The organism is Streptomyces sp. NPDC007971 (assembly GCF_042958635.1).
Lineage (GTDB): Bacteria > Actinomycetota > Actinomycetes > Streptomycetales > Streptomycetaceae > Streptomyces.
Genome location: NZ_JBIBJK010000009.1, coordinates 166819 through 192455, shown reverse-complemented (window position 1 = coordinate 192455; position 25637 = coordinate 166819). Strand labels below are relative to the sequence as shown.

The following is a 25637-nucleotide window of genomic DNA, read 5'->3' as shown; positions in this document are numbered from 1 at the left end:
CACATCATTGACTGCGCACGATGCTCCCCCTCGGAAGGCACTTGATGTGAGCGCTTCTACCGCCGGCAGGACCCCCGTTGCCCGTATCGCGATAGCCCTGGCCGCCTCCACCTCGGCGATCACGCTCACCGCGTGCGGCGCCGTCGACAGCCTCGGCGGGAACGACAGCTCCGCATCCCCCACGAAGGGCGACGACATCACGGTGGGACTGCTCCTGCCCGACAAGGACACGGCTCGCTTCGAGGATTTCGACTACCCCGTCATCAAGAAGAAGGTCGCCTCCCTCACGCACGGCAAGGGCAAGGTCGCCTACGCCAACGCCGGGGCGAACCCGGCCACGCAGAGTCGGCAGTTCCAGCAGATGGTCGACCAGAAGGTCGACATCATTGTGGTGGACGCGCTGGACGCGAAGGCCATCGCGCCGGACGTCCAGAAGGCGAAGGACGCCGGCATCCCCGTCATCGCCTACGACCGGCTCGCGCAGGGTCCGATCGACGCGTACATCTCGCACGACAACGAACTCGTCGGCGAGGTCCAGGGCCGCGCCATCGTCAAGGCGCTCGGCAGCAAGGCGGCAACCGACAAGATCGTCATGATGAACGGCGATCCCGCGGACCCGAACACGGCGAAGTTCAAGGAGGGCGCCCTGAGCGAGCTCCGGGACAAGGTCCAGATCGCCAAGGCGTACGACACAGAGAAATGGTCCCCTGCGGTCGCGAAGGCGAACATGAAGAAGGCGATCGCCGCCGTCGGCCTCAACAACATCGCCGCCGTCTACTCGGCCAACGACGGCATGGCGGGCGCCGTCGTCGACGCGCTGAAGGACGCGGGCGCCACCGCGATTCCTCCGGTGACCGGGCAGGACGCGAACTTGGATGCCGTGCAGCGGATCGTCTCGGGCCAGCAGTACATGACCGTGTACAAGCCGTTCCTGGACGAGGCCGCCCATGCTGCGGAAATGGCGGTGTACAAGCTCCAGGGCCGCGACATCCAGTTCGACGCGCTGACGCAGAACACGGTCGACAGCCCGACCGAGAAGAAGATCCCCGCGATGCTCGTGCCGGTGGTTGCTCTCACGAGGGACAACATCAAGGACACGGTGATCGCGGACGGCGTCTACTCCGTCAAGGACATCTGCACCCCGAAGTACGAGGAGGCCTGCGCAGCCGTCGGCCTGAAGTAGCACCTGTCCTCTGCCGTACGCGCCAGCGCATTCCCCGCCCCTCGGGCAGCCAAGGCTCCGGCCCTTGCCGGCAGGCACGACAGGCCACGAACCAGCGTCCTTCCTGACACGCGGTGCGCCGGCTCTGTGAGCCCTACTGACGCGCGCCGAGAGACAGGGTGACCCGCACGATGCCGTGACGTGACACCTGGGCCCCGGGTGACGGTGTCTGTTCGCACACCTCGCCTGCGGGCGTGGCGGGCTGGGGACACGTCCGGTGCCACACGCGCTGAATGCGTACCCCTGCCACCTGAGCGTGCGATCGGGCTTCGGCCATCGTCATGCCGACCAGTGACGGCGCCGAGACGGAGGGCCGGGCCGTAGCCTGCCACCCGCTGATCAGGTAGGTGGCCAGGCCGGCTGTCAGCAGTGCCGCCATTGCCTGGAGGGCCCGGCGGATGCGTCGTCGTCGCTTGGGGCGCGTCTTTGGCGAGCCCTGACGCGGCAGTTGTCGCGGCTGCTGGACCGTTGCCGGCGGAACCGGCAACGGCGGGGTGACTGCCGTGCGGCGGGCTGCACGTATCTCCGCGAGGGCGCCGAGCATCTCTTCGGCCGTCTGATACCGCTCCCCGCGATCCTTGGAGAGGGCACGGAGCACCAGGGTGTCGTAGGCGCCGGGGAGCCCTGGAACGTGGGCGGACGGAGGTACGGGCGGTTCCGAGACGTGCTTCATGGCCACGGTCAGCGCTGTGTCGCCGGTGAACGGGGGCAGGCCGGTGAGCAGTTCGTACAGCAGACAGCCGGTCGAGTACAGGTCGGTTCGACGGTCCACCTGCTCGCCTCGCGCCTGCTCCGGTGAGAGGTACTCCGCTGTGCCCACAACCATCGACGTCCGGGTGAGGGCCGTGTCCGTCGGATCCGTCGAGCGGGCGATGCCGAAGTCCATCACCTTCACCATGCCCTCGTGGGAGACCATGGCGTTCGCCGATTTGATGTCCCGGTGGACGATGCCATGGTGGTGGGCATGCGCGAGCGCCTCCAGAACACCGACGGTGAGCTCCAGAGCGTGCTCGGGCCCGGTGATCCGCTTCTCGCGCACCAGCTGGAGCAGCGTGACCCCTTCGACGTACTCCATCACCAGGTAGGGGGCGGGTGCCCCATCCGCCAAGTCCTCGCCCGCGTCGTAGACCGCGACAATGGACGGATGGCCGAGCAGTGCCGCCGAGACGGCCTCACGGCGGAAGCGTGCCCACTGTGCGGCGTCGGCCGCCAGTTCCGGGCGCAGCATCTTCACTGCGACCGAGCGAAACAGCAGCAGGTCGTACGCCAGCCATACCTCGGCCATTCCTCCCTGGCCCAGCATCCGTTCCAGACGGTAGCGCCCGCCCGGACAACGTGTGCGATCCACTGTGCTCCCCCTCGTTGCCGGCATCCGCCGACGCACAGTAGGGACAGACTTTGTGGGATCTCTGTGATTCCGGATCCCGGCAAACCCCGATCGCCGGCACGGCGTTGACCGGGTGCAGGTCCCCTCCGGCTGCGGGAACGCAGGGGCTGAGAGCGGGTGCCGTTCCGTGGTGATCCGGAGGAGCAGCCGGGCTCGCGCGCTGAACACGACCGGAACACCGAGTCCTGCGGCGTGGGCGACCGGAGCTGGTGCGTCAGCTCGTCGCGTGCCCTCAGGTTGCGAACCGGCGGCCCGTGATGACGGCGGCGGCGACCATCAGGGAACAGCCGGTCAGCGCGCCCGCCCCCCAGATGGCGACCTCATGCGTGTAGGAGGACTTGGTGCCCAGCAACGGGCCGCCGATCCCGTCGTCGGTGTAGACCATGGTGACGGGCGTTCCGTCCGGGTGCGGGCAGGCGCCGCCGGACGGCAGTTGATCGACATTGCCGTCGGGGTCCTGGACGTAGCACTGCACGTACGTGCCGTGGCTGCCCTTCTGACGGTCCTGGTAGGCGATGGAGCCGACGCCCTCCTTCCCGAAGGCCACCAGTCTGACGGGTGATGCGTAGACGGCGCTCACGGCGAGCGCGATCGACGCCAGCGTGTAGCAGACCTTGACCCGCCTGGGCACCGCGTTCCGGCGCAGGATCAGGCGCCGGACGATCAGGTGATAGCTCAGGACGAGGGCGATGCCTCCGAGGACCCCGCCCAGGCCGGCGTCGAGGGCGCCCAGCAGCGAAGTGGTCAGGGCGGCCAGCAGCAGGACCAGGAGCCATCCGATGACCATGCGGCTCCGGGTCGGCGCCGGCAGGTCACTCACCGTGCCGGAATCCGTCGTCGCCACGCTCGCCCGCCCCTCGTCCATCCAGGTGATCGGCGAAGACTCTAGCCCGCCGCCACGCACCCCGGAATCCGGGGCGCTTGCAGCAAACCCGGGCAGCCGCAGCGATGGCCGTACTCCGGGCGATCGGAACCCTCGTACATGACCGCCGGCGCAGTCTTCGATCGACCTGCTCCGTGAGAGCAGCGCCTTTCAGCAGGTCACTGGGCTCGTCGCCGTGGCTTCAGCGGCACCTTGGGGAGCTCGGGCGCCGGCAGTGGGTCGCCGTCGTACCCCTGCACCGAACCGAACCGGTCCCCCGCCGCCCACTCCTCACGGGCCTGTACGACCTCTTCGTGCGACCGGCAGATGAAGTTCCACCACATGACGATCTCCTCCTCGAACGGTGTCCCGCCGAGCAGGACCGCGCGGGCGGTGTCGTCGGACTCGTTGGTGAGGGTGAGTGTGTCGGGGCCGGGTGCCGCGTAGCCCAACTCCGCGGGGCGCAGCAGGGCATCGGCGAGGCGGACGTCTCCCCGGTCGACGAGGAGACCGTGCTCGAAGCGGGGGTCCACGGCGAGGGTGAGCGCCGAGCGCGGCGGGAGGAGGATCTCGGCGCCGAGCAGGGGCGTGAACGTCCGCACCGGGGAGACGGCGCCGGCGAGGGCGCCGAGGAAGACCCTGAGTTCGGCGCCGTCCACCCGAAGGCGCTCGGGGACGTGGTGCTGGAAGTCCCGTTCGGTGTTCCGGTGCGCGTCGGGAAGCGCCACCCACAGCTGGACGCCGTGCAGGACGGTGGTCTTGGGGGTGGAGACCTCGGAGTGGGCGATGCCGTGCCCGCCGGTCATGAGGTTCAGCTCGCCGGGCCGTACGAGGGCGTGGCTGCCCAGGCTGTCCCGGTGCTCGATCTCCCCGCTGAACAGCCAGCTCACCGTCTGCAGTCCGGTGTGCGGATGCGGGGCGACGTCCATGCCGCCGGTGTCCGAGACGTCGTCGGGGCCGTAGTGGTCCGCGAAGCACCAGGCGCCGATCATGGTCCGGGCGCGCTGCGGTAGCGTGCGCCGCACGGTCATGGCCCGTGGGCCGCCCAGGGGCACGTCCCGCGCGGTCAGGACCTGGACAGGCGGTACGGCGGACGGACGGCCGCCGTCCGCGGGGGTGCCGCAGCGCACCGGCGCGGGCGTCGTTTCGGCATTGCTCACTGTGAACCGCCTCTCAGTCCCATTATTTGTTTTATGTTCAACTACTATCTCTGATCATAACCCCCTGCGAAGGAGTCTCGGGTTGAGCACCTACACGACCGGGTCCGCGGTCCGGCGGATCTTCGTCGACAAGCAGAGCCCCGCCGCCTATCAGGCGCTCGTCCACACGTCCGAGGCGGTGCATGCGGTCGCCGCCGAGGCGGGCTTCGACCGTGTGGTCGTGGAGCTGATCAACCTGCGCGTCTCGCAGCTCAACGGCTGCGCGTTCTGCCTCGACGTCCACACGAAGGCCGCGCTGCGCGCGGGCGAGACGACGCAGCGACTCGGCGTGCTCGCGGCCTGGCGGGACACCGAGCTGTTCACCCCCGAGGAGCGCGCGGCGCTCGCGCTGGCCGAGGCGACCACCCACCCAGCCGACGCCGGCGCCCAGCAGGCGGCGTACGACACCGCCCACGAGGTGCTCACCGACGACCAGGTCTCGGCCGTGATCTGGGTGGCGATCACCATCAACGCCTTCAACCGGGTCTCGATCATGAGCAAGCATCCGGTCCGCCCACGGCCGGCCTCCGCCTAAGAGCTGTCCCGCAATGATCTTTGGCGGATAGCGGAGGGCCTCGGACCCTTTGTGGCCTGGAGGTAGGTGAGCAACTAAGCAGTGCCTGGCGTCAAGTACAGCGCGGCAAGTCGGGGCAGGCGGCGGCGCATCTCTTTCGGATCGTCAAAGTCAAAGTCCTCGCCCATGTCGACACTGTCGCGCTCGGGGCCCGGCTGTGCAGCGCTGTGCCGATCCCCTGCCTCGTAGAAGTCCTCTTCATCACCGGTGAGGACGGGGCGGCCGTCGCGCCGCCGGAGGGCGTGACCTTGGCGCAGCATTGCGGGCACCTCACCGGCGCTGCGTGCGTGGTGGCACCGGGAGCCGGTCGGCCCGCCGCTTTCCCCGTAGCGGCGGGCCAGGCCTTTGTTCAGCGCGCGAGGGTGACCTCGACGGGGCTATTCGGGCAGGCGCCGAGGATGTCTGTGAGCGCGGACTGCTCGACGGGGTCGATCGCCAGGCCCCACCCGGGTGCGGCCTGGGACGGTTGGCATGGCATGCGCCGAGGTGCCAGCAGCCTGCTGCCCGAAGTGGTGATGAGGCTCCTTGAAAATTGGCTCTGGTCGGAATTTCGTGACGGTCACGATCGCAGCCCGACTCGGGACACTGGAACACGCTGTTCCCGTGCCAGGCATCACTGGGGTCGTTCTGGATCAGGTTCGGGGGCAGTGGGATCGCCAAAGGCCGTGGTGCTTTCTCCGTCTCGCAGCGGGATAGAGAGCTCGCGCTGGGATACGAGCGAGCGTTGAGCGGCGGCCTTGACGCTGCACGTGTTCGTGGATGACGGGCCCTCGTGCCACCGACGCCTTCAGTGATCTCCTCGCCAAGGCGTACATCCTCGACGGCCATGATGCTGGACCGCGGCGTCACTGGGCATGGCAGTTCGCGGCATACATTCCGACGGGATCGGCCGGCAGGGGAGTGAGGCAGCTCCGACGGCGCCGGCCCGTCGTCCGGCTTCCCGAGGACCGAGGCGCCCTCTGGTTGGGGCATCGGTATCCGTGTGCCGAGAGTAGAGTCCGCGAGACCCATCAAGCAGTCCAGGTCACAGGCCGGCCCGTCGAGGTTCACGCTGCTGCGCCATCGTCAAAGCGCTGGAGTGTGTCTTTGGAGGAGGGATAGACCCAGCGGGGTGAGGGTGTGCCAGACCTTGTTTCCGTCGCGGCGTGAGGCGACGAGTCCTGCGCTGCGGAGCATGCTGAGGTGTTGGCTGGCCGCTGCGGTTGTGACGCCGAGTCGTTGGGCGAGCATGGTGGTGTTGGCGGTGACGGCCAGTTCCGCGAGGGCGGTGGCGCGTGTTCGCCCCAGCAGTGCGGGGAGTGCGGCTGATGGGCCTGCGTCGGGGGGTGCCAGGATCGAGCTGATGGCGGCCGCGTCTTGGCTGGCTCGATACATCAGGATCGGCGCTGCGTCGTCCTGGGTGGGTGTGAAGATCTGCGGTTCAGTGGGGCAGAACAGGGAGGGCGCGAGGATCAGGCCGCGGCCGTCCAGGTGGATGTCGGTGGTCTGGTGGGTCCAGGGCTTGTAGGCGGGCAGTTCCAGCACTGGGGTATTCCAGACCAGCAGGGGATGCAGCTCGCTGAGCAGTTTGTCGACGCCGCCCTCGATGGTCTTGCGTGCGCTCGCCATGCATTCGGCTTCCAGGTGCAGGCGTAGTCTCGGCCAGACCGGGCCGATGAACGCGTCGTGACATTGCTGGAGCGCGCCGAGGAAGTCCTCTCGGGCGCGGCGGTCCCCGGTGACGGCGGGGCTCAGCCAGGGCGGCATCCGCCGGGCGACGCCCGGGATCGCGGCGAACTCCGCGTGCAGGCGTTCGGCGGGGAGAGACCGTAGCTGCTCCAGCCCCGCATCCAGAGTGTCCACCCTGCCCGCCAGGGTGAACAGGTCGGTGGCACCGCTGTTGTGTGGCGCCAGGAATCCCGCCAGTGAGGCGGCGGTCGGCGGCGCCTGCCGCAGGACACGCGTGCGCCAGCCTGCGAACAGGGACACGTTGGGTGTCTGCTGTCTCAGGATCCGCAGGCTCCACTGCGTCTCGGCCAACGGCCCCAACACCCACACCCGGACCCTCACGAGGTCCTCAGCCGTGAAATGCAGACGCAGCACCACACCCCCAGTCCCCGGCAAACCACCGCCGTGTCCAACCGTCACGTCCCGGGCTGCGCTGGGAAGGGCTGTTTTCACGCCGGCTTCCCCCCAACAGCGACCTCACGCCATGATCATGACATACGGTTGCCCGGTTTGGTGGCGAGTGTCGTTATTAAGTCCAGGCGGTAAAGACTTCCAGACGCCCCTGGGCGCCTGCCAGCGTTGGCCACGCGCCCGGACACCACCGGGCTGCGACCGGCCAACCTAGGTTCAGGCCGAGGTTCGGAGACTTGTACGGACTTGTACGGGAAACGAGACTCCACACGGCCACCCGAGGCAGCCTGATCGTGCCGCTTCACGCAAGGCTGGACCGAGCGGCAACAACGGGGAAAGTCGAGCGGCCATGCCTGGCCGTGATCGCACACAAGGGGAACTCATGAAGCTCAGGAACCGACTCGCGGCCGGCGCCGCGGCCATGGCTGGCCTCGCCGCCACCGGCCTCGCCGCCGCAACCCCGGCCAACGCCCTGGTCGTGAACTCCACGTGCAACCTGTCGAACGTCGTCACGGTCAACTCCGCCAGCGGCGACTACTGCTACGTCTGGGACGGTAACTACGCCAGCGGCTACGTGGGCGGGATGAACATCAGGACTTCCACGTATGCGTGCTCTCATGGCAATTACATGGGATTTGTGACGGACCAGGCGGGCCGCACGTACTCCTTCCCCCGGGGCAAATGCAGCCCCTACACTGGAGGGGCGACACTGATCTCGATCACCTTCACCGGTAACTGAGCCGGCAAGGGCCCGAAATCTGTGCGCGCCGGGCTGTTATCTGCCCGGTGCGCGCCTTTCGTTTGAGTCGACCGCTATCAGTCAGGGAGAAGGTTGTTGCCCCCGAGTTGGTGAAGCGAAGAGGCCACCTCCGCCCGGCTGGGGTGGCCTCTTCGTCGACCGGTAGCCGCAGGGACGTGGAGGCGGCCCCCCCCAGGTGTCGCAGCCAGTTGCCAGCGATCTGGCCGGACGATGCGCGACGGCGCTCAGTGCGCTCTACGGCTGCAGCGCGAGCGAAGCGAGCTGCCAAGGGTCGCGCGGCCGTAGGCCGCACCTCATTTCGTGCTAAAGGCTGTCCCGCAATGATCAACTGAGTCGATCCGTTCAGCATCGGGCATGGCCGCCTCGGGCCGGTCTATCCGGCGAGCGCGAGGTTGTGCAGGTGGGCTATGCCAAGCATGGCGTGATGAACGCCGTCTCCCTTCAAGCGGCAGTCGCGGAGGATCTTCCAGCTCTTCATGCGGGCGAAGGCGTGCTCGACGCGAGCACGGACCTTGCGGTGTGAGCGGTTGTGCTCCTCTTTCCAGGCCGGGAGTTCGGCCTGGCCAGGCTCGCGACGGTGCGGGATCACCAGGCCAGTGCCACGGTAACCGCCGTCAGCGATCACCGTGGCGTTGCCGACGGCGGCCTGCGCTCCGGACAACTCCCACGCCCTGCAGTCGTTGCGGTTACCGGGTAGAGGCCGGCCCACGGCGACGACCAGCCGTGTATCAGCGTCGATGACGACCTGGTGGTTGGTGGAATACCGATAGTTCTTCGACTGCTCGGCCACCGTGTGGTCACGCGTGGGCACCAAGGTGCCGTCCACGATGAGCACGGTGCCCTTCCGGAACCGTCGGCGTGGCCGCAGCGCGAGCAGCGGACCGAGACGGTTGATGATGCGGTCGGCCGCAGACTTCGAGATTCCGAACAACGCCGCAAGCTGGCGCAGCGTCAAGTTGGTTCTCCAATACGCCGCTACCAGCAGGACGCGGTCCTCCAGCGGCAGGCTCCACGGCCGGCCTCTACGGACTACGTCAGCTCCCTCGCGACGCAGGGCGTTCACGAACTTGCCGAAGCAGCGCGGGCTCAGCCCCGTGAACGGGCCTATCCAGGACGGCTGCGACGCCGTGATCACACCAGCCACGTCAAGAGCGTCCCATTGCCCCCGAGCCCAGAGTTACAGAGATCATTTGCCAGAATTCTGTTGGGCGCTCTCGTCACCGGCCGGTACGGTGCCACGCACGCAGAACCAAGGGGGATGAGCTGGTGCGCCCAGTGCTGTTGGTGGATGTGGACGGACCGCTGAACCCGTATGCCGCGAAGCCGTACCGTCGACCCTAGGGTTATCAGACGCACCGCCTGCTGACCCCTCGGTGGGAGGCCGCCAAGCGGCGCCGGCTGACTGAGTGGGGGCTGCCGAACAAGCCCGTGAAGCCGCTGCGGGTGTGGCTCAACCCGGATCACGGCCCGGCGCTGGACGCGCTCCCCTTCGACCTGGTGTGGGCGAAAACGTGGGAGGAAGAAGCCAACACCTTCGTCGCGCCGCTCCTGGGATTGCCCGAACTACCCTTCATTCCCTGGCCTTCGCCGCGGCCCGAGCCCGGGGACGGTGTGTTCTGGAAGACGCCTGAGATCGTCGCGTGGGCGAAGGGCCGTGCGTTCGCCTGGGTCGACGACGAGATCACAGAGGCGGATCGTACCTGGGTGGAGGAACACCACGACGATCCCGCCCTACTGCACCGGATCGACCCACGACGCGGCCTTGCCATCGACGACTTCGCCGCGCTGACGGCATGGGCGACCGGCCTTGACTGACTCTGCAGCCGATCGACAACCGGCTGCTACGCCCTGCTCCGTGAACGTTTACGGGACAAGTCTTAGGCCCCGGCCAGGCCGGTCCCAGCCGCTCGCCGCGGTCAAATCGCTTGCCGCGTTGTCGCGGGGTGTGGCAGCGTTGTGCCCGGTTGATCTTTTCCCACCTCTGCACGGCGAAGGACTGAAGCCTTTGATCCCGGCGTCCCCCAGCGGCCGCCGTCGGCACCGACACCGCCCGCCTCCCCGGCGGCGGACACCACCGGTGCCCTCGCATCTCTCACGGCGGCCCCACGCATGTCCCGTGTTCCCGGCTTCGGCCGGTCCCGCAGCCTTCGTGGCTGCCCTTCACCGTGAGGTCATGATCACCGTGCACACCGATGTCCAGAGCTTCGCCGTCGCCAACCTGCTGCGCCGTCCCGCGGCGGTCGAAGTCGGAGGCTTCGTCGTGGGTTTCGATCCCACGACGACCAGCCAGTACGTCAACTACGCGACCCCGGTCCCCGGCGCCGAGCCGACCGACCGGGACGTCAGCGCCCTGATCGAGGCATTCCGCGAACGCGGCCTCAGGCCCCGCCTGGAGTTCGCCCCGAACGCGGCGCCCGCCGTCGAACCGGCGCTCCTGCGGGCCGGGTTCACCACCGAGGCCGTCCACGAGTACCTGGTCTGCACCCCCGCCACCCTGGCGGTGCCGGCCGGGGCGATCGGCGTGGAGGTCCCCGCCGGCGAGGAGGACTACGTGGCGATCGACGCCGCTCTGGCCGAGGCGTTCGGCGGCGAGTTCCCGGCCTCCCCGGAGGGCGCCGCGCGGCTGCGGCGCACCCAGGAGAGCGGCGGCGCCGTACGCTTCGTCCGCGCCGGCGACGGCGGCTGCGCCGGGGCTGCCCTCTGCTCCGCGCCCGCCGAGGGCACCGCCGAGCTGGCGGGTGTGGGCACCCGGCCCGCCCACCGCGGCCGGGGCATCGCGGCCGCGGTCACGGCGGCCCTGGCCGAGGCCGCGTTCGAAAGCGGGGCGCTGTCCGTCTGGCTGGAGTACTCGGGCGAGGGTTCCCACCGCGTCTACGAACGCGTCGGCTTCCGGCCCGGGGGAACCCGTCTGTACCTGGCCCTGGAAGGATGACGCCCCCGGAGGGGCCGAGCGCGGCTCGGCCCCTCCGGGCAGGGGGTGTTCTTCCTTAGCGGCACGTTAGATCTGCGCGGCGGCTCTTGTCCGGGTGCGGCGGGCGCCCGCATGCTCGGCGCACTCAGGTTCCGGGGGCACCTTCCGCTCCCCGTTCCCACCGGACTTCCCCACCTGGAGCCGCCATGTCCGCTTCCGCCGCCCTGCCCGGAAAGCCTCCGTCCCTCTCCCCCGCCGGGCGCCGTCTCGCCCTCGTCGGCGGGTCGCTCGGCAATCTCGTCGAGTGGTACGACTGGTTCGTCTACGCCAGCTTCGCGATCTACTTCGCCGACTCGTTCTTCCCCGGCGACAACCCGACCACCAAACTGCTGAACACGGCCGGCATCTTCGCGGTCGGCTTCCTGATGAGGCCGGTCGGCGGATGGATCCTCGGACGGGCGGCGGACCGGAACGGGCGCAAGAGCGCGCTCACCCTCACGGTCAGCATGATGTCGGTGGCCGCCCTGCTCATCGCCCTGGCGCCGACCTACGGCCAGGCCGGCTACTTCGGCGCGCTGGTGCTGCTCCTGGCCCGGCTGCTGCAGGGGCTGAGCATCGGAGGCGAGTACGCCGCCAGCGCCACGTACCTGACCGAGGCGTCGGCCCGCAACCGGCGCGGACTCGGCTCCTCCTTCCAGTACGTGTCGATGACGTGCGGACAGCTTCTCGGCCTCGCCGTCCTCATCACGATGCAGCACACCCTGAGCACGGCTCAGCTGGAGAGCTGGGGCTGGCGGATCCCCTTCGTGCTCGGTGCGCTGTTCGCCGTGGTGGTGTTCTGGCTGCGGCGCCGGCTGACGGAGACGGAGGCCTTCACCGAGGAGTCCGGTACGGACGGGGGTACAAACGGGCGGACGGACACCGCGCGCGGCACGCTCAGGGCGCTGTGGCAGCACCGGCGCGAGGCCGGGCTGGTCATGGCGCTCACCCTGGGCGGCACCGTGGCCTACTACACGTACACCACGTATCTCACCAAATACCTGATCGGCAGCGCCGGGATGGCCAAGTCCACGGCCACGCTGGTGAGTTTCACCGCGCTCACCGTCTTCGCACTGCTCCAGCCCCTCGCCGGGCTGCTCTCCGACCGGATCGGGCGCCGGCCGCTGCTGATCACCTTCGCGGTCGGCTGCACGGTGGGCACCTACCCCATCATGACCGCGCTCGGGTCGGCCTCCTCCTACTGGTCCGCGCTGGGACTGTCCCTGCTGGCCCTGGTGATCGTCACCGGCTACACCTCGATCAACGCGGCCGTGAAGGCGGAGTTGTTCCCCACCCGGGTCCGCGCCCTCGGTGTGGCTCTGCCGTACGCCGTCGCCAACGCCCTGTTCGGCGGGACGGCGGAGTACGTCGCCCTGTGGTTCAAGGACAGCGGCCACGAGAGGATGTTCTTCTGGTACGTCTCCGGGTGCGCGCTCGTCTCGCTGGTCACCTACGTCCTGATGCCGGACACCCGCAACGCGGCGCTCAGCCGCGCCGAGGCGCAGGCCGAGGCCGGCCCCGACGACGGCGAGGCCGGTCCCGGAACCGAGGCCGGTACGGCCGCCTCGGCCGAGGCCGCGCGCTGACGCGAGGGTGACCCGGGCCGTACCGCTTACGTAAGCTGCCGCCCAGGTCACCACGGCACGAGGACATCCCATGCACGCGCTGCTCGTCGAGGACGACGACCGTATGGCCCAGGCCCTGACCACCGCCCTGGCCCAGCGCGGGCACACGGTGCGCAGGGCCGGCCGGGCCCTGGACGCCCTGCGGCACGTCCACGAGGCCGAGTTCGTGCTGCTCGACCTCGGCCTGCCCGATCTGGACGGACTGGAGCTGCTGCGGCGCCTGCGCACGGTGTGCGACGCACCACTGATCGTGGTGACGGCCCGCTGCGAGGAGCGCGACATCGTGCAGGGGCTGCGGGCCGGTGCCGACGACTACGTGGTCAAGCCGTTCCGGATGAACGAGCTGATGGCCCGGATCGACACCGTGCGCCGACGCACCGGTGCACCGGCGTCCCGTGCGGACGCCGCCGGCCGCGGCACGGGCCCCGTGCGCACCGGCGACGTCGAGATCGACATCGCGGGGCGTACGGTCACGGTCGCCGGGGCGGGCGTACGGCTCACCCGCCGCGAGTTCGACGTCCTCGCCTTCCTCGCGGCACGGCCGGGCGAGGTGCACTCCCGCGAGGTGATCCTCGACCGGATCTGGGGCGACGCCTTCCTCGCCGCGTCCCGTTCCCTGGACGTGCACGTGGCGGGCATCCGCGCGAAGACGGGCCGTGCGGAACTGGTCCGTACGGTGCGGGGCTTCGGCTACCAGCTGGGTGCACCGGCAGTGCACCGGAGCGACCGGAGTGACCGGGACGACCGGAGCGACGGGAACAACCGGGACAGTCAGGACGACCCGGACAGCCACAGAGACCGGGACGGCCGATGAGACGCAGGCTGCTGGCCGTCCTGATGGTGCTGATGGGGGCCGCGACGCTGCTGCTGTCCGTGCCCCTGGCCGACTCGTACGCGAGCGGGCGCACAGAGCATCTGCTGCTGCAACGGCGCGCCGACGCCGTGCGGTTCGCCGACCTGGCCGACCGGGTGCGCACCGCCGCCGACCGCGCCGAACTGTCCGCCGAGATCCGCCGCTACGCCGAGCTGTACGGGGCCGGGGTGAGCGTGGTGGACCCGGCGGGGCGGGTGATCGCCCGGGCCGGGCCCGGCATCACACGTCGTACCGCGGACGACGTGCTGGGCCGGGCGCTGACCGGCCGCTCCACCGAACAGCTGCCGACCGTCCGGCCTTGGGGCCCGGACCGGGTGGTGCTCGCCGAGCCGGTCGGCCGGGACGAACGGGTCGGCGGGGCGGTCCTGCTGGCCGTTCCGACCACCGCCGCCCGCCGGGACGTGACCGTGCGCTGGGTGCTCGTCGCCGGCGGGGCGCTCACCGCCTTCGCGGCCGCCGCACTGGTCGCGGTGGGCATCACCCGCTGGCTGATGCGCCCGGTGCGCGATCTCGACCGGGCCGTCGCCGGTCTGGCCTCGGGCAGCCTGCAGTCGCGCGCCGTCTCCGACACGGGGCCGCCGGAACTGCGCAGCCTGCGCCGGCACTTCAACGGCATGGCCGAGGCGGTCGCCGACTCGCTCGGCCGCCAGCGTGCCTTCGTCGCCGATGCCTCGCACCAGCTGCGCAACCCGCTGGCCACGCTGGTGCTCCAGCTGGAGAACGTCGAGCCGCACCTGACCCCGGGCCCGGGCCGCAAGGAGCATGCGCGCGCCCTGGACGAGGCGGAGCGCCTGGAGGAACTGCTCGACGGTCTGCTCGCGCTGGCGCGCGTCGAGGCCGGTGCGGCGGAGCGAACCGTGCAGGACGTGGCGCGTGCGGTGCGCGAGCGGGTGACGGCGTGGCAGCCGGTCTTCGAGGCCTCGGGGCTGACGCTGACCGTCGCAGCCGTACCCGAGGGGCTGCGGGCGCGGGCGGTGCCGGACGCGGTGGGCCGGATCCTCGACGCGGTCCTGGACAACGCCGTGAAGTTCGTGCCGGCCGGGGGCAGCGTGACCGTGTGGGCCGCGTGCGCGGACGGCTCGGCCGTGGTGCGGGTGAGCGACGACGGTCCGGGCGTGCCGCAGGATCAGCTGCCCCTGCTCACCCGCCGTTTCGCCCGGTCGCCCGAGCACCAGAACGTGCCCGGCAGCGGTCTGGGCCTGGCCATCGCCGACGAGATCGCCCGGCTGAGCGGGGGCAGCCTCGGCACGGCCGGACACGAACCCCACGGCCTGGTCGTGGAGCTGCGGCTGCCCTGCGCCTGACCGGTCAGCCGTAGACCGAACGGTAGTAGGCCACCGCGCCCGGGTGCAGGGGAACGTCCCCGGTGGCGACCGCGAACCGGGGTTCGAGCCGGGCACCCGCCGTCACCTCCCTGAGCAGCGCGCGCCAGCGGTCGAACACCACCCGGAGGACCTCGCGCACCGCCGGCTGCGGGACCCCGGAGCGGGCCAGCAGATAGTTGCCGACGCCGATGGTGCCGACCGGCGCGGTGAGCCCGTAGGCGCCGGCCGGAAGGGTGACGGCCGTGTAGACGGGACCGTAGGTGTCGCGCAGTATGACGGCCTGCTCGTCCAGCGGCAGGAAGCGCAGGGGCAGTTCGCGGGCCAGGTCCGACAGGGCCGGGGTGGGCACTCCCCCGGCCCAGATCAGCGCGTCGACCGTCCCGGTGCGCAGCGCCCGGACCGAGTCGGCGAGCCCGAGCTGCCGCTGCCGTACCGCCCGCTGCCCGGTCAGCTTGCTCACCTGGAGCAGCCGCCTTGCGAGCACCTGCCCGCCGGATCCGGCCGCGCCGGTGGCGACCGACCGGCCCGCCAGGTCCCCCACCGACCGCACCGGGCCGTACGCCGGTACGACGAGATGGGTGTAGTTGACGTAGACACGGGCGAGGGCCGCGAGGGCTGCCGGGCGGGAGAACGGTGCCCGCCCCCGGGCGGCGTCCTCGGCGGCGTCCGCCATGGCGAGGCCCAGATCCGCCGATCCGTCGCCGAGTCTGCGCAGGTTGTCCACGCTCGCCGAGGTGCTGACGGGGGTGATGTGCAGACGGGGCGCCGCCTGGGCGGCCTCGGCGGCCAGGGCCTTCCCGAAGGCGTTGTACGGCCCGCCCGGCGCACCCGTGGCGAGCCTGAGCCGCCACACCGGTCCGGTGTCCGCGGAGCATCCGGCCAGGGCGGCCGCGGGGCCGGCGAGGACAGCGGCCTCCAGCAGGCCCCGGCGGCTCATCGGTCGACCGGTCACGCCCGCAGCGTAGCCGCTCCGGGTGCATCGGCCGTCCGCTCCCGCGTGGCCCCGGCGGGCGGCGTGGCACTATCGTTGCGCCCTCAAACACGGGTAGGAGAAGGGACATCGGTGTGGCGATGAAGGCCTTGCGTTCGGCGTTGGAAGCGGTCTACGTACGGCGCCTGAACCGCAAGCTGGAGGGCCTGCCCCGGCCACGGCATGTGGCGATCATGCTGGACGGGAACCGGCGCTGGGCACGGGGTGCGGGACACCAGGACGTCCGTGAGGGCTACCGGGTCGGCGGCGCCAAGGTCTCGGACTTCCTGCACTGGTGCACCGATGCCGGGATCAAGCACGTCACCCTGTGGATGCTCTCCGACGACAACCTCCACCGGCCGGCCGACGAACTCGGCCCCCTGCTCGACATAATCGAGGAGACCGTCCAGGGCATCTGCGCTGCCGGGGAACCCGGGGAGATCGAGATCATCGGGGCCCTGGACCTGCTGCCCGGGAACACCGCCCGCGTCCTCAAGGAAGCCGCCGCCCGGACCACCGGCCGCGGCGGTCTCAAGGTCGACGTGGCCGTCGGCTACGGCGGCCGCCGCGAGATCGTCGACGCCGTCAAGGCCGCCTTCGACAGGCACATCAGCGCCGGCGGCGACCCACGCGAGCTGGCGGCGGACTTCGACCTGGAGCACATCACCGACAACCTGTACTCGCCGGCCGGGCACGACACCGACTTCATCATCCGCACCTCCGGCGAGCAGCGGCTGTCCGGATTCCTGCTGTGGCAGTCGGCCTATGCGGAGGTGCACTTCGTCGACGTGCTGTGGCCGGCGTTCCGGCAGATCGACCTGTTGCGCGCCCTGCGCTCGTACGCCGCCCGGGAACGCCGTTACGACCGCTGACGGGCCCGGGGCGGGGCAGGGCGTCGCGGTGCCGGGCGACCTCGGCACCGTCCCCCGTGTTCGACGGGTCGGCGCAGGCCACCTACTGTTCCGTGCATGACAGAGCGACGTGCGATCCTCAGCGGTTCCACCTTCGAGGCGCAGATCGGCTACGCCCGTGCCGTGGTCGACGGCGACTGGGTGCATGTGTCCGGGACGACCGGGTTCGACTACACCACGATGACGATCCCGGACGGCGTGGTGGAACAGGCCGAGCAGTGCCTGCGCAACATCGAGGCGGCGCTGGCCGAGGCGGGCTGCGGCTTCGCGGACGTCGTGCGGGTGCGTTATCTGCTGCCCGAACGCGAGGACTTCGAGCCCTGCTGGCCGGTCCTGCGGCGCTGCTTCGGTGACATCCGCCCGGCCGCGACCATGCTCGTGTGCGGACTGGCCGACCCCCGCATGAGGATCGAGATCGAGGTCTGTGCGCGCCTCCCCGCCAACTAACAGGAAATTCCACTTACTTGGACCCTAGGATCCCGGCATGTTCGAGTACCACGGCTCGATCACCGTCAGGGAGAGCGCCGGCGACGAGGACGAGGGCTCGCGGTTGCGGCGGATCGTCGACGAACTGCGCGCGCACATCTGCCGGATGAACAGTCCCTACCTCCTGGATCTGCGGTGGATGAACGGCGAGCCGTTCATCCACCTGGGAGGCCACTCCAACCACCGCTCGGCGCCCGACGTCCTCGAACTCTTTCGCCATGTGGCGGCGATCGCCCCCGGCTCCTACGGACTCCTCCACGTGCGCGACGACGAGGACCCGGGTCACGAGAACGAGATACAGGTGCTCAGGCTCGCCCGGGGCACGCTCACCGAGCACACGGAGCCGCTGCTCTCCCCGTGCGTCCCCGCCCTGGAAGACCCGTTCTCCGGCTAGGTCCGGCTCGCACGGCGGCGTTCGGAGCGCTCCGCACGGTCGGGCGCGCCCCGGCCGCGGTGCCCCCGCTTCGGCCCGGACAGGTCGATCGCCCGGTCGACGTCGTGCGGCCGCAGCACGCGCAGGATGCCTTCCAGCAGGTAGTAGTCGGCGTACGGGAGGGAGATCTCGATGCCGTCCTCGGCGGGGCGGTTGCGGGTGCAGCGGGCGACGACGGCCTCGGCACGCGCCGAGTTCCTGGTCAGGCAGGTCTCGGCAAGTGCGGTCAGCAGGCGAAGCGCGGCCTGCTGGTACTCGGGTCGGCCGGTCGCCGCGGACAGGTCGAGCAGACCGCAGGCCATGATCGCGCCGGCGGAGGCGTCCTTGACGTCGTTCGGCTGCTGGGGCGCCCGGTAGTCCCACACGGGGACGTGATCGGGGCTCAGGGCTCCGAGCGCGTAGTCGGCCAGCCTGCGTGCGGTCGCGAGGAACTGATCGTCGCCGGTGCGGCGGTGGATGGTGGTGAACCCGTAGATGCCCCAGGCCTGTCCGCGCGCCCAGCAGGAGGTGGGGCTGTAGCCCTGGACGGTGCCGGGGCCGATCGGTGCGCCGGTGGCGGGGTCGAAGTCGTACACGTGGGGCGTGGAGCCGTCCGGGCGCGGGAACACCCGCTGGGCGGTGCTCGCGTGCGCGGTGGCGATGTCGAGGTACTTCGCGTCGCCGGTCTGCTCGGTGGCGAAGGCGAGCAGGTCGAGGTTCATCATCGTGTCCATGATGATGCGGCCCGCGTTGGCCGGGTCGTTCAGCGGGCCCCAGGCCCGGATGAAGCGTCCGGTGGGGTTGTAGCGCCGGCTCAGCGAGTCGGCGGCTCGGACGGCTCCGGTGCGCCAGGTGTCGTCGCCGGTCAGGCGCCAGGCGGTGACCCAGGAGGGGTAGAAGAGGAACCCCAGGTCATGGGTGCTGGTGTCGTTCTGGCGGGGGGCGAGTTTCCTGGCGGAGTCGATCGCCAGGGTGCGGAAGGTGTCGTCGCCGCTGTGCAGCCAGGCCATCCAGAGGGTGCCGGGCCAGAATCCGCCGACCCAGTCGCCGTTCTGGGCGTACACCCACTTCTCGGACTTCGTGCCGACCGGGAAGGCCGTCACGTCCGGGGCGACGGCGCGGAGTTTGCCGATCGCGTAGTCGGCGGCGGACCGGAGCGTGCGGACGACGGCCGCGGGGGTCTGCTCGGCCGCCCGGGCCGTCGTCATCGGCGCCGTGTACAGCGCGGCGGCCGAGGCCGCCGTGGTCAGTACGGTACGTCGGGAGAGCTCCATCGGCCCGCATCCTCCAACTCGGCATCGAAGAGGGGAAGTTGATGGAGCCTTGCACGGCCCACCCTGCCATGTACACCCATATGAGCAAGGTTCAGGGATGTGAACATGACCCTCGCACGGCGCCCACGGCACGCTCGACGGCCAGCATGTCGTCGACCTCGGCGGTGGTGCCGGTCCGCAGCCCGGTGAAGTACCTGCCGGAGGTGCCGGTGACGATCCGGCGGCCGTCCTCGTGCTCCATGCGCACGATGTACTCGTCGCCCAGAACGGGAACACCGTGGTACGTCTGGCGCAGCCGTACGGCCTCGTGTCCGCCCGCCGTTTCGGTCCCGGCGGGTGTGAGGTCGCGGGCGGGATCCGCGATCCGGTAGCGGTCCCGCTGCGCGGCGAGGTAGGCGCGCGCGGCGCCCGCCGGGTCGCCGCCGCCGGAGACCGCTCACTGAGGCCGTTCACCAGCGCGGGGGTGTCGGTCGCCTGACCTGCCGTCACCCCTTCTCCCGGCCCGGGCGGTGCCGTGCCTGCCGGTGCAGCGCCGGCGGGCACGGCCGCCACGACGAGTGCGGCGACGCCCAGGAACGCCGCCGCACCGGACAAGCCCCTTCTTCGTCGTCCCGATGATCCCACCGAGCGCCTCGGGCGCCTTCTGGAAGGACGCACGTGTCCCCAACCCCCCACGGATGTCGGCCGAGTGCCGACGGCGGGCCGCCGCCGGGCAGGGGCCATGGAAGCGGTGACGCGTCGGCACATCAACAGGGCGAATCGGACGACAGGTGGATTCCAGCCCTGTGGAGCGAGAGATTCCGAAGCGGACAGCGGGCCCCTTGTCGCAGAATCACCGCGGAATTGTCCGTGATCGGTAACAGCGGGATCCTCCGGCCGTCCCCCGTCCATCCTCACAGGTGCGCGGGGACCCAACGACGACACGAGAAGCGGGGCAGACATGGCACGGCACGGCGGGCGGGGATGGTACGGCCGGTTGGTCGCGGCGGCGGTCGGCGTCACGGCAGTTGCCGCGGCCACGTCGGTGTGGACCGCACAGGCGGGCTCCGTCGGCGGACAGCAGGCGCCGGCGAGCCCGGCTCCGTCGAAGGCGGCGCCCGTGTCCCCCGTCATCGCCCATGCCTCCGAAGGCGGCGCCCACGCCGTGAACATCACCATCGACGACGGCCCGGACCCGGTCTGGACCCCGCAGGTGCTCAAGTTGCTGAAGGACAACGGCGTGAAGGCGACGTTCTGCATGATCGGTCCCCAGGCCGAGGCCCACCCGGACCTGGTCAAGCAGGTGGTGGCGGCCGGGCACCGGCTGTGCGACCACACGGTCTCGCACGACACCGCGATGGACCACAAGCCCGAGGCGTACCAGTCGAAGGAGATCCTGGACGCCGAGCGCCAGATCATCAAGGCGTCCGGAGGCGTCAAGCCGATGTACTACCGGGCCCCGGGCGGCGCGTTCACCCCCTACAGCCGCAAGCTCGCGGCCTCGCACGGCATGCGGCCGCTGGGCTGGAACGTCGACTCCAAGGACTTCGAGCGGCCCGGCACCAGTGCCATCGTCGCCACGGTCCAGCGCGAGCTGCACCTCGGCCCGACCCTGCTCTTCCACGACGCCGGCGGCGACCGCTCCCAGACCGTGGCCGCCCTGCGTACCCTGCTGCCCTGGCTGAAGCAGCAGGGCTACTCCTTCGGCTTCCCCGAGCACTAGGAGTCCCTCTCCGGCCTTCCCGCTGCACAGGGGTACCCCTTCGGCTTCCCGCTGCACAGGGGTACCCCTTCGGTTTCCCGGTGCACCAGCGGCTACTACCCGGTCCTGTGGACGAACACCAAGTACCGCATGCTTTGCGCCAACTTCGGCCACAACGCCATGGACTACTCCACCGACACGCCGCTGTCGTCGACCTTCGCCAGGGCCACACAGAATCGGTTCGTCCTGGACGGACTGACGTGGCTGGGCTGGGCGGCCGGAACCCGCCGGGCCCTCCCGGCCGGAGCCGCCCACGGCCGCGCGCACGAGGGCGACGGCCGGTGAACCGGGAGGGAATTCCAGGTCAATGAATCGTTGGGACGGCTGTTCGGGTGTTCCGGACTGCATACCATGAGGCCGTCCCTGCGGTCCGTGCACCACTGCGGGGACAGTTGCGTACGTCGTTCCGGAAAGGCTCGCCATGCCGTTGCCCCGCCTCGGCACGCGGCCGGTCCGGTTCCGGGCGGCCGGCGTGCTGGTCTTCGTGCTGGCCCTCGCCCTCGGAGGAACCCTGCTGGCGTTCTCCCTCGGCGACGGGCACCGCGCCCGGCCCGCACGGCCCGTCACGGTCGAGGTCTCACCGAGCCACTGCGGCCGGGGGTGGACCCGGCCGACGCCCGGGGTGCAGACCTTCGCCCTGCACAACGCCTCCGGCGGCGGCGCCGAGGTCTATCTGGAAGACCCGGGAGACCACGTCGTGTACGGCGAGGTGGAGGGCATCGGCCCCGGTACGACCCGGCAGTTGACCGTCCGTCTGGGGAAGGGCACGTACGCCTTCAAGTGCGTGCCCGACGACGCCGACGCCGTCACCGGGCCCAGCGTCCGCATCACCTCGGGCCGGCGCGGTCCCGGCGCGGCTCCCGTCACCGAGCACGACCTGATCCCGCCGGCGCTCGCCTACCAGAAGTGGGTCGGCGGCGGGCTCGACGAGGTGGTCCGGCTGACGGCCGGGCTGCGCCGGGCCATCGACCGCGGCGACCTCGCCGGCGCCCGCAACGCATGGCTGCCGGCCCATCTGCAGTACGAGCGGCTGGGGGCGGCGTACGACGCCTTCGGGGACGCCGACGGCCGGATCAACGGCACGGACGCGGGACTGCCCGGCGGGACGGGCGACGAGAACTTCACCGGCTTCCACCGCATCGAGTACGGGCTGTGGCACGGGCAGTCCGCCGGCCGTCTGCGCGCCCCGGCGGCGGCGCTGCTCAAGGCGGTGACCGCACTGCGCGACAGCTGGTCACAGTCCCGTATGGACCCGGCCCAGCTCGGCCTGCGCGCACACGAAATCCTGGAGAACACCGTGCAGTTCGAGCTGACCGGCCGGACCGACTACGGCAGCGGCAGCAACCTCGCCACCGCCCGCGCCAACCTCGACGGCACCCGCGAGGTCCTGTCCCGGCTGCGCCCCCTGCTCACCCCCCGGTACGCCGACCTGCCCGGCCTCGACACGGACCTGGACAACGCCCGGGACACGCTCGACGGGTTCCGTCACGGCGGCCGCTGGACCCCGCTGCCCTCCCTGGCCCGGGCCCAACGCGAGCGCGTCGACTCGGTCTTCGGGGACCTGGTGGAGCGGCTCGCCTCGGTGGCGACCCTGTGCGATCCGAGGAGGACGGCATGAGCGCCGAGGAGGACGGCATGAGCGCCGACGGCCGGCAGGACGGAGTGGGCCGGCGCAGGTTCCTGCGCGGTGCCGCGCTCGCGGGAGCCGGGCTCGCCACCGGTGCCGCCGCGCCCGCCGCCCCCACGGCGGCGGTGGCCCCCTTCCACGGCGGCCACCAGGCATCCGTGCTCGCCGCCCCACGGCGCACGAGCGTGTTCGTCTCCCTGGACGTGACCGCGGAGCACCGGGCCGACCTGGCCGACCTGCTGCGCACGCTCACCGACCGGGCCCGCTTCCTGACCTCGGGCGGGACGCCGTCCCCCGTCGGCATCACCGGGCCGCCCGCGGACTCGGGCATACTCGGCGACCGGCTGCCCGCCGGCGAGCTGGCCGTGACCGTCGGTGTGGGGGCCTCGCTCTTCGACGACCGGTTCGGGCTCGCCGCGCGCAGACCCCGGCGGCTGACCGCCATGCCCGCCTTCCCCGACGACGACCTGAACGCCGACTGGTGCCACGGCGACGTCAGCCTCCACCTGCACGCCGACGACCCGGACACCACCCTGCACGCGCTGCGCGACATCGCCCGGCACACGCGGGGCGGCCTCCAGGTCCGCTGGCGCCTGGACGGCTTCTCCAGCCCGCCCCGGCCGTCCGGCACCCCGCGCAATCTGATGGGCTTCAAGGACGGCACCGCCAACCCGGACGCGGCAGCGGCCCGCGAGATGGACCGTCTGGTGTGGGTGGGCCGGGGCATGGGCGAGCCGGACTGGGCGGTCGGCGGCAGCTACCAGGTCGTCAGGCTGATCCGGATGCTGGTGGAGTTCTGGGACCGGGTCTCGCTGAGCGAGCAGGAGCGCATGTTCGGCCGCTCCCGCTCCTCGGGGGCGCCGCTGGACGGCGACCGCGAGCACGACACGCCGAAGTACGCGGACGATCCCAAAGGCGACGTCATTCCGCTGGACGCCCACATCCGCCTGGCCAATCCCCGCACGGCCGTCACCGCCGACCAGCGCATCCTGCGCCGCGCCTACAACTACGACCGCGGCATGGACGCCAACGGCAACCTCGACATGGGCCTGCTGTTCTGCTGCTACCAGCAGGACCTGGCACGGCAGTTCGCGACCGTGCAGCACCGGCTGGCGGGCGAACCGCTCACCGACTACATCAGCCCGTTCGGCGGCGGCTACTTCTTCGCGCTGCCCGGCGTGCGGGACGCGTCGGACTGGTACGGGCGGGCCCTGCTCTCCTGAGCCTGTCCGGACAAGTCGGCGGCCGAGAAGAGTCAACACACCGTCAAGCTTTACCCCAACATCCCTGACTCGGTGTTCACTCGCAGGTCATCATGGCTCCGCCGTCGCGCCCCGCGACGGGCGCAGCATCCGTGCTCGTACGACGCACAGACGTTCTGTCCGGAGGGTAGACCACCATGGCAAGCAGGGGAAGACGAGCCGCGATGCGGAGCCTGGGAGCGCTCGCGGGAGCCGCGGCGCTCACCGTGCTCGGCAGCAACGCGCCGGGGTGGGCGGCAGCGCCCGCCGGAGTGCCGGGCGGGCACTCCTCGACCGCGACGCCGATCAAGCACGTCGTCGTGCTCTTCGACGAGAACATCTCCTTCGACCACTACTTCGCCACGTACCCGAAGGCCGCCAACACCGACGGCACGAAGTTCAAGGCGTCGCGCAACACCCCGAAGGACATCGACACCCTCGCGCATGCCGGGCTGCTGAAGCACAACCCCAACCAGTACGCGCCGAAGCGGCTGTCCCCCGCACAGGCCATGACCTGCGACCAGAACCACTCCTACGGCCCGGAGCAGTACGCCTACAACGGCGGCAAGGCCGACCAGTTCGTGCAGAACACCGAGGTCGACAAGTGCAGCGGCGGCCTGTTCGGTGAGCCCGGCCTGGCGATGGACTACTACGACGGCAACACCGTCACCGCGCTGTGGAACTACGCCCAGCACTACTCCCTGGGCGACCGTTCCTACAGCTCGAACTACGGACCGTCCACGCCCGGCGCCCTCAACCTGGTCTCCGGCAACACGCACGGCGTCGTCTCCGTCGACCCGGTCACCGGCAAGCAGACGGCGACGCCCGACCCGTACGCGGTCAAGTCGCCCGACGCCAAGGGCGTGGGCACGGTCATCAACGACCCCGACCCGGCGTTCGACGACTGCTCCGGCAAGGACCACACCAGCACCAACGCGCTGGCGGCCATGCAGGGCAGGAACATCGGTGACCTGCTCAACTCGAAGAAGGTCAGCTGGGGCTGGTTCCAGGGCGGCTTCCGCCCGTCGGCCGCTTGGAACGGGACGTCCGGGTCGTACGCCAAGTGCGACGCCACGCACACCAACGTGGGCGGCGCGGCCGTGGCCGACTACAGCCCGCACCACAACCCGTTCTCGTACTACAAGTCGACGGCCAACCCGCACCACCTGCCGCCGAAGAGCGTCTCCGAGATCGGCCACAGCGGTCGGGCCAACCACAACTACGACCTGACCGACTTCACCGCCGCCGTCAAGGCGGGCAAGCTCCCGGCCGTCAGCTTCGTGAAGGCCGGCGAGTACCAGGACGGCCACGCGGGCTACTCCGACCCGCTCGACGAGCAGCACTTCCTGATCAAGCAGATCAACGCGATCCAGAGCTCGCCGCAGTGGAAGTCGACCGCGGTCGTCGTGGCCTACGACGACTCCGACGGCTGGTACGACCACGCCTTCGTCGCCCCGCGCAACGGCTCGAAGGACACGTCCCTGGGCTCCAACGGCAAGGCCACGGACAGCCCGGCCTGCCAGAACGGCCCGAAGGCGTCCGGCGGTTACGCCGACCGCTGCGGCCCGGGCACCCGCCAGCCGCTGCTCGTGATCTCGCCCTACAGCAAGGTCAACAAGGTCGACCACACCCTGACCGACCAGGCGTCGCTCACCCGGTTCATCGAGGACAACTGGCACACCGGCCGCGTCGGTGACCACTCCTTCGACGCGACGGCCGGCTCGCTCGCGGGCATGTTCGATTTCCGGCATCCGAACAACAAGCAGGTGCTGCTGAACTCGGACGGCTCGGTCAAGTCCGTCGGCCCCATCAAGCACGTCGCCGCGGTGGCCACGAGCATCACCCCCGGCCCGGCGATGCAGAACACCGCCGCCGACACCGGCACTTCGCAGTTCCCGGCCGTGCCGGTCGGCCTCGGCGTGGGCGCCCTGCTGGCCGCCGGCCTCACGGGCACCTACCTCACGGTGCGCCGCAGGCAGCACTCCTGACCCGCAGCACCGACCGCGTACGCCCCCGGACCGCGTCCGGGGGCGTACGCATGTACGCGTACCGTCGTGACGTCGGAAAATGACTGGTCCT

At 70.6% G+C, this 25637-nt stretch carries 24 protein-coding genes and 2 pseudogenes; 16 read left to right on the top strand and 10 right to left on the bottom strand.

Annotation, left to right across the window (positions count from 1 at the left end):
• Positions 1 to 46: 46 nt before the first annotated feature.
• Positions 47 to 1183, top strand: coding sequence for a substrate-binding domain-containing protein (locus ACFZCP_RS20750; protein WP_391428634.1), 1137 nt, complete (start codon positions 47 to 49; stop codon positions 1181 to 1183).
• A gap of 133 nt (positions 1184 to 1316) precedes the next feature.
• On the opposite strand, the gene ACFZCP_RS20745 is transcribed toward ACFZCP_RS20750, so the two are convergent.
• The 3 genes from ACFZCP_RS20745 to ACFZCP_RS20735 all read right to left on the bottom strand — a co-directional run bounded on the left by ACFZCP_RS20745 (position 1317) and on the right by ACFZCP_RS20735 (position 4631).
• Positions 1317 to 2594 (bottom strand): protein kinase, encoded by a 1278-nt coding sequence (locus tag ACFZCP_RS20745; protein WP_391428632.1) that lies wholly within the window; start codon positions 2592 to 2594, stop codon positions 1317 to 1319.
• Between the two features lie 247 nt (positions 2595 to 2841).
• On the bottom strand, positions 2842 to 3453 hold the full coding sequence (locus ACFZCP_RS20740; protein WP_391428630.1) for a hypothetical protein: 612 nt from the start codon (positions 3451 to 3453) through the stop codon (positions 2842 to 2844).
• 197 nt (positions 3454 to 3650) lie between these two features.
• Positions 3651 to 4631, bottom strand: a complete 981-nt coding sequence (locus ACFZCP_RS20735) for a pirin family protein (RefSeq protein ID WP_391428628.1) — start codon at positions 4629 to 4631, stop codon at positions 3651 to 3653.
• An 82-nt stretch (positions 4632 to 4713) separates the two neighbouring features.
• Between ACFZCP_RS20735 and ACFZCP_RS20730 the strand changes: the two genes are divergently transcribed.
• Entirely contained in the window at positions 4714 to 5205 is a 492-nt protein-coding gene (locus ACFZCP_RS20730; protein ID WP_391428626.1) for a carboxymuconolactone decarboxylase family protein, read from the top strand.
• Between the two features lie 74 nt (positions 5206 to 5279).
• Here the strand turns inward: ACFZCP_RS20730 and ACFZCP_RS20725 are convergent, their stop codons facing one another.
• The 3 genes from ACFZCP_RS20725 to ACFZCP_RS20715 form a co-directional block, all read right to left on the bottom strand.
• The gene (locus tag ACFZCP_RS20725) at positions 5280 to 5504 is read right to left on the bottom strand and encodes a hypothetical protein (RefSeq protein ID WP_391428624.1); all 225 of its coding nucleotides are present in this window, start codon (positions 5502 to 5504) and stop codon (positions 5280 to 5282) included.
• 89 nt (positions 5505 to 5593) lie between these two features.
• Complete coding sequence (locus ACFZCP_RS20720) at positions 5594 to 5722, bottom strand: hypothetical protein (protein WP_391428622.1); 129 nt, start codon at positions 5720 to 5722, stop codon at positions 5594 to 5596.
• Between the two features lie 587 nt (positions 5723 to 6309).
• Positions 6310 to 7329: an ArsR/SmtB family transcription factor gene (locus ACFZCP_RS20715; protein ID WP_391428619.1), complete on the bottom strand. Its 1020-nt coding sequence runs from the start codon at positions 7327 to 7329 to the stop codon at positions 6310 to 6312.
• Between the two features lie 415 nt (positions 7330 to 7744).
• On the opposite strand from ACFZCP_RS20715, the gene ACFZCP_RS20710 reads away from it, so the two are divergent.
• Entirely contained in the window at positions 7745 to 8101 is a 357-nt protein-coding gene (locus ACFZCP_RS20710) for a hypothetical protein (protein ID WP_391428617.1), read from the top strand.
• Positions 8102 to 8495: 394 nt separating this feature from the next.
• Here ACFZCP_RS20710 and ACFZCP_RS20705 read toward each other — a convergent pair whose 3' ends face one another.
• On the bottom strand, positions 8496 to 9266 hold the full coding sequence (locus ACFZCP_RS20705; RefSeq protein WP_391428615.1) for a transposase: 771 nt from the start codon (positions 9264 to 9266) through the stop codon (positions 8496 to 8498).
• Between the two features lie 119 nt (positions 9267 to 9385).
• Here ACFZCP_RS20705 and ACFZCP_RS20700 point away from each other — a divergent pair.
• From ACFZCP_RS20700 to ACFZCP_RS20680, 5 genes and pseudogenes are all read left to right on the top strand, one after another.
• Positions 9386 to 9937: pseudogene (locus ACFZCP_RS20700) on the top strand (hypothetical protein).
• A 358-nt stretch (positions 9938 to 10295) separates the two neighbouring features.
• Positions 10296 to 11054, top strand: a complete 759-nt coding sequence (locus tag ACFZCP_RS20695) for a GNAT family N-acetyltransferase (protein WP_391428612.1) — start codon at positions 10296 to 10298, stop codon at positions 11052 to 11054.
• Positions 11055 to 11239: 185 nt separating this feature from the next.
• Positions 11240 to 12658: an MFS transporter gene (locus tag ACFZCP_RS20690; RefSeq protein ID WP_391428610.1), complete on the top strand. Its 1419-nt coding sequence runs from the start codon at positions 11240 to 11242 to the stop codon at positions 12656 to 12658.
• Between the two features lie 70 nt (positions 12659 to 12728).
• Positions 12729 to 13511, top strand: a complete 783-nt coding sequence (locus ACFZCP_RS20685; protein ID WP_391428608.1) for a response regulator — start codon at positions 12729 to 12731, stop codon at positions 13509 to 13511.
• Entirely contained in the window at positions 13508 to 14875 is a 1368-nt protein-coding gene (locus ACFZCP_RS20680) for a HAMP domain-containing sensor histidine kinase (RefSeq protein ID WP_362696200.1), read from the top strand. The genes ACFZCP_RS20685 and ACFZCP_RS20680 overlap by 4 nt, the downstream gene beginning before the upstream one ends.
• A gap of 4 nt (positions 14876 to 14879) precedes the next feature.
• On the opposite strand, the gene ACFZCP_RS20675 is transcribed toward ACFZCP_RS20680, so the two are convergent.
• Positions 14880 to 15848, bottom strand: a complete 969-nt coding sequence (locus ACFZCP_RS20675) for a TAXI family TRAP transporter solute-binding subunit (protein WP_391428604.1) — start codon at positions 15846 to 15848, stop codon at positions 14880 to 14882.
• A gap of 119 nt (positions 15849 to 15967) precedes the next feature.
• Here ACFZCP_RS20675 and ACFZCP_RS20670 point away from each other — a divergent pair, with 119 nt between their 5' ends.
• From ACFZCP_RS20670 to ACFZCP_RS20660, 3 genes are all read left to right on the top strand, one after another.
• Positions 15968 to 16738, top strand: coding sequence for an isoprenyl transferase (locus tag ACFZCP_RS20670; RefSeq protein ID WP_391428960.1), 771 nt, complete (start codon positions 15968 to 15970; stop codon positions 16736 to 16738).
• A 96-nt stretch (positions 16739 to 16834) separates the two neighbouring features.
• On the top strand, positions 16835 to 17224 hold the full coding sequence (locus tag ACFZCP_RS20665) for a Rid family hydrolase (RefSeq protein WP_391428602.1): 390 nt from the start codon (positions 16835 to 16837) through the stop codon (positions 17222 to 17224).
• Positions 17225 to 17261: 37 nt separating this feature from the next.
• Positions 17262 to 17657, top strand: coding sequence for an Imm7 family immunity protein (locus ACFZCP_RS20660; protein WP_391428600.1), 396 nt, complete (start codon positions 17262 to 17264; stop codon positions 17655 to 17657).
• Here ACFZCP_RS20660 and ACFZCP_RS20655 read toward each other — a convergent pair.
• Complete coding sequence (locus ACFZCP_RS20655; protein WP_391428598.1) at positions 17654 to 18949, bottom strand: glucuronyl hydrolase; 1296 nt, start codon at positions 18947 to 18949, stop codon at positions 17654 to 17656. The genes ACFZCP_RS20660 and ACFZCP_RS20655 overlap by 4 nt on opposite strands.
• A 91-nt stretch (positions 18950 to 19040) precedes the next feature.
• Positions 19041 to 19190 carry a hypothetical protein gene (locus ACFZCP_RS20650; protein WP_391428596.1) on the bottom strand — a complete coding sequence of 50 codons (150 nt, stop codon included), beginning with the start codon at positions 19188 to 19190 and terminating at the stop codon, positions 19041 to 19043.
• Positions 19191 to 19889: 699 nt separating this feature from the next.
• On the opposite strand from ACFZCP_RS20650, the gene ACFZCP_RS20645 reads away from it, so the two are divergent.
• The 5 genes and pseudogenes from ACFZCP_RS20645 to ACFZCP_RS20625 all read left to right on the top strand — a co-directional run bounded on the left by ACFZCP_RS20645 (position 19890) and on the right by ACFZCP_RS20625 (position 25546).
• Complete coding sequence (locus tag ACFZCP_RS20645; RefSeq protein WP_391428593.1) at positions 19890 to 20651, top strand: polysaccharide deacetylase family protein; 762 nt, start codon at positions 19890 to 19892, stop codon at positions 20649 to 20651.
• Between the two features lie 36 nt (positions 20652 to 20687).
• Positions 20688 to 20975, top strand: a pseudogene (locus ACFZCP_RS20640) (hypothetical protein); the annotation flags it as partial.
• A gap of 136 nt (positions 20976 to 21111) precedes the next feature.
• Positions 21112 to 22308, top strand: a complete 1197-nt coding sequence (locus ACFZCP_RS20635) for an imelysin family protein (RefSeq protein ID WP_391428591.1) — start codon at positions 21112 to 21114, stop codon at positions 22306 to 22308.
• Positions 22305 to 23540: an iron uptake transporter deferrochelatase/peroxidase subunit gene (gene efeB / locus ACFZCP_RS20630; RefSeq protein ID WP_391428589.1), complete on the top strand. Its 1236-nt coding sequence runs from the start codon at positions 22305 to 22307 to the stop codon at positions 23538 to 23540. The genes ACFZCP_RS20635 and efeB overlap by 4 nt, the downstream gene beginning before the upstream one ends.
• A gap of 203 nt (positions 23541 to 23743) precedes the next feature.
• The gene (locus tag ACFZCP_RS20625) at positions 23744 to 25546 is read left to right on the top strand and encodes an alkaline phosphatase family protein (protein ID WP_391428587.1); all 1803 of its coding nucleotides are present in this window, start codon (positions 23744 to 23746) and stop codon (positions 25544 to 25546) included.
• Positions 25547 to 25637 lie beyond the last annotated feature (91 nt).

Bases quoted from the DNA above. Each gene is read 5' to 3' on its own strand.
- ACFZCP_RS20745 (WP_391428632.1), bottom strand. From the start codon at position 2,594: ATGCCGGCAACGAGGGGGAGCACAGTGGATCGCACACGTTGTCCGGGC.
- ACFZCP_RS20725 (WP_391428624.1), bottom strand. From the start codon at position 5,504: ATGCTGCGCCAAGGTCACGCCCTCCGGCGGCGCGACGGCCGCCCCGTC.
- ACFZCP_RS20720 (WP_391428622.1), bottom strand. From the start codon at position 5,722: ATGCCATGCCAACCGTCCCAGGCCGCACCCGGGTGGGGCCTGGCGATC.
- ACFZCP_RS20710 (WP_391428617.1), top strand. From the start codon at position 7,745: ATGAAGCTCAGGAACCGACTCGCGGCCGGCGCCGCGGCCATGGCTGGC.
- ACFZCP_RS20695 (WP_391428612.1), top strand. From the start codon at position 10,296: ATGATCACCGTGCACACCGATGTCCAGAGCTTCGCCGTCGCCAACCTG.
- ACFZCP_RS20690 (WP_391428610.1), top strand. From the start codon at position 11,240: ATGTCCGCTTCCGCCGCCCTGCCCGGAAAGCCTCCGTCCCTCTCCCCC.
- ACFZCP_RS20685 (WP_391428608.1), top strand. From the start codon at position 12,729: ATGCACGCGCTGCTCGTCGAGGACGACGACCGTATGGCCCAGGCCCTG.
- ACFZCP_RS20680 (WP_362696200.1), top strand. From the start codon at position 13,508: ATGAGACGCAGGCTGCTGGCCGTCCTGATGGTGCTGATGGGGGCCGCG.
- ACFZCP_RS20670 (WP_391428960.1), top strand. From the start codon at position 15,968: ATGAAGGCCTTGCGTTCGGCGTTGGAAGCGGTCTACGTACGGCGCCTG.
- ACFZCP_RS20665 (WP_391428602.1), top strand. From the start codon at position 16,835: ATGACAGAGCGACGTGCGATCCTCAGCGGTTCCACCTTCGAGGCGCAG.
- ACFZCP_RS20660 (WP_391428600.1), top strand. From the start codon at position 17,262: ATGTTCGAGTACCACGGCTCGATCACCGTCAGGGAGAGCGCCGGCGAC.
- ACFZCP_RS20655 (WP_391428598.1), bottom strand. From the start codon at position 18,949: ATGGAGCTCTCCCGACGTACCGTACTGACCACGGCGGCCTCGGCCGCC.
- ACFZCP_RS20650 (WP_391428596.1), bottom strand. From the start codon at position 19,190: ATGGAGCACGAGGACGGCCGCCGGATCGTCACCGGCACCTCCGGCAGG.
- ACFZCP_RS20645 (WP_391428593.1), top strand. From the start codon at position 19,890: ATGGCACGGCACGGCGGGCGGGGATGGTACGGCCGGTTGGTCGCGGCG.
- ACFZCP_RS20635 (WP_391428591.1), top strand. From the start codon at position 21,112: ATGCCGTTGCCCCGCCTCGGCACGCGGCCGGTCCGGTTCCGGGCGGCC.
- efeB (WP_391428589.1), top strand. From the start codon at position 22,305: ATGAGCGCCGAGGAGGACGGCATGAGCGCCGACGGCCGGCAGGACGGA.
- ACFZCP_RS20625 (WP_391428587.1), top strand. From the start codon at position 23,744: ATGCGGAGCCTGGGAGCGCTCGCGGGAGCCGCGGCGCTCACCGTGCTC.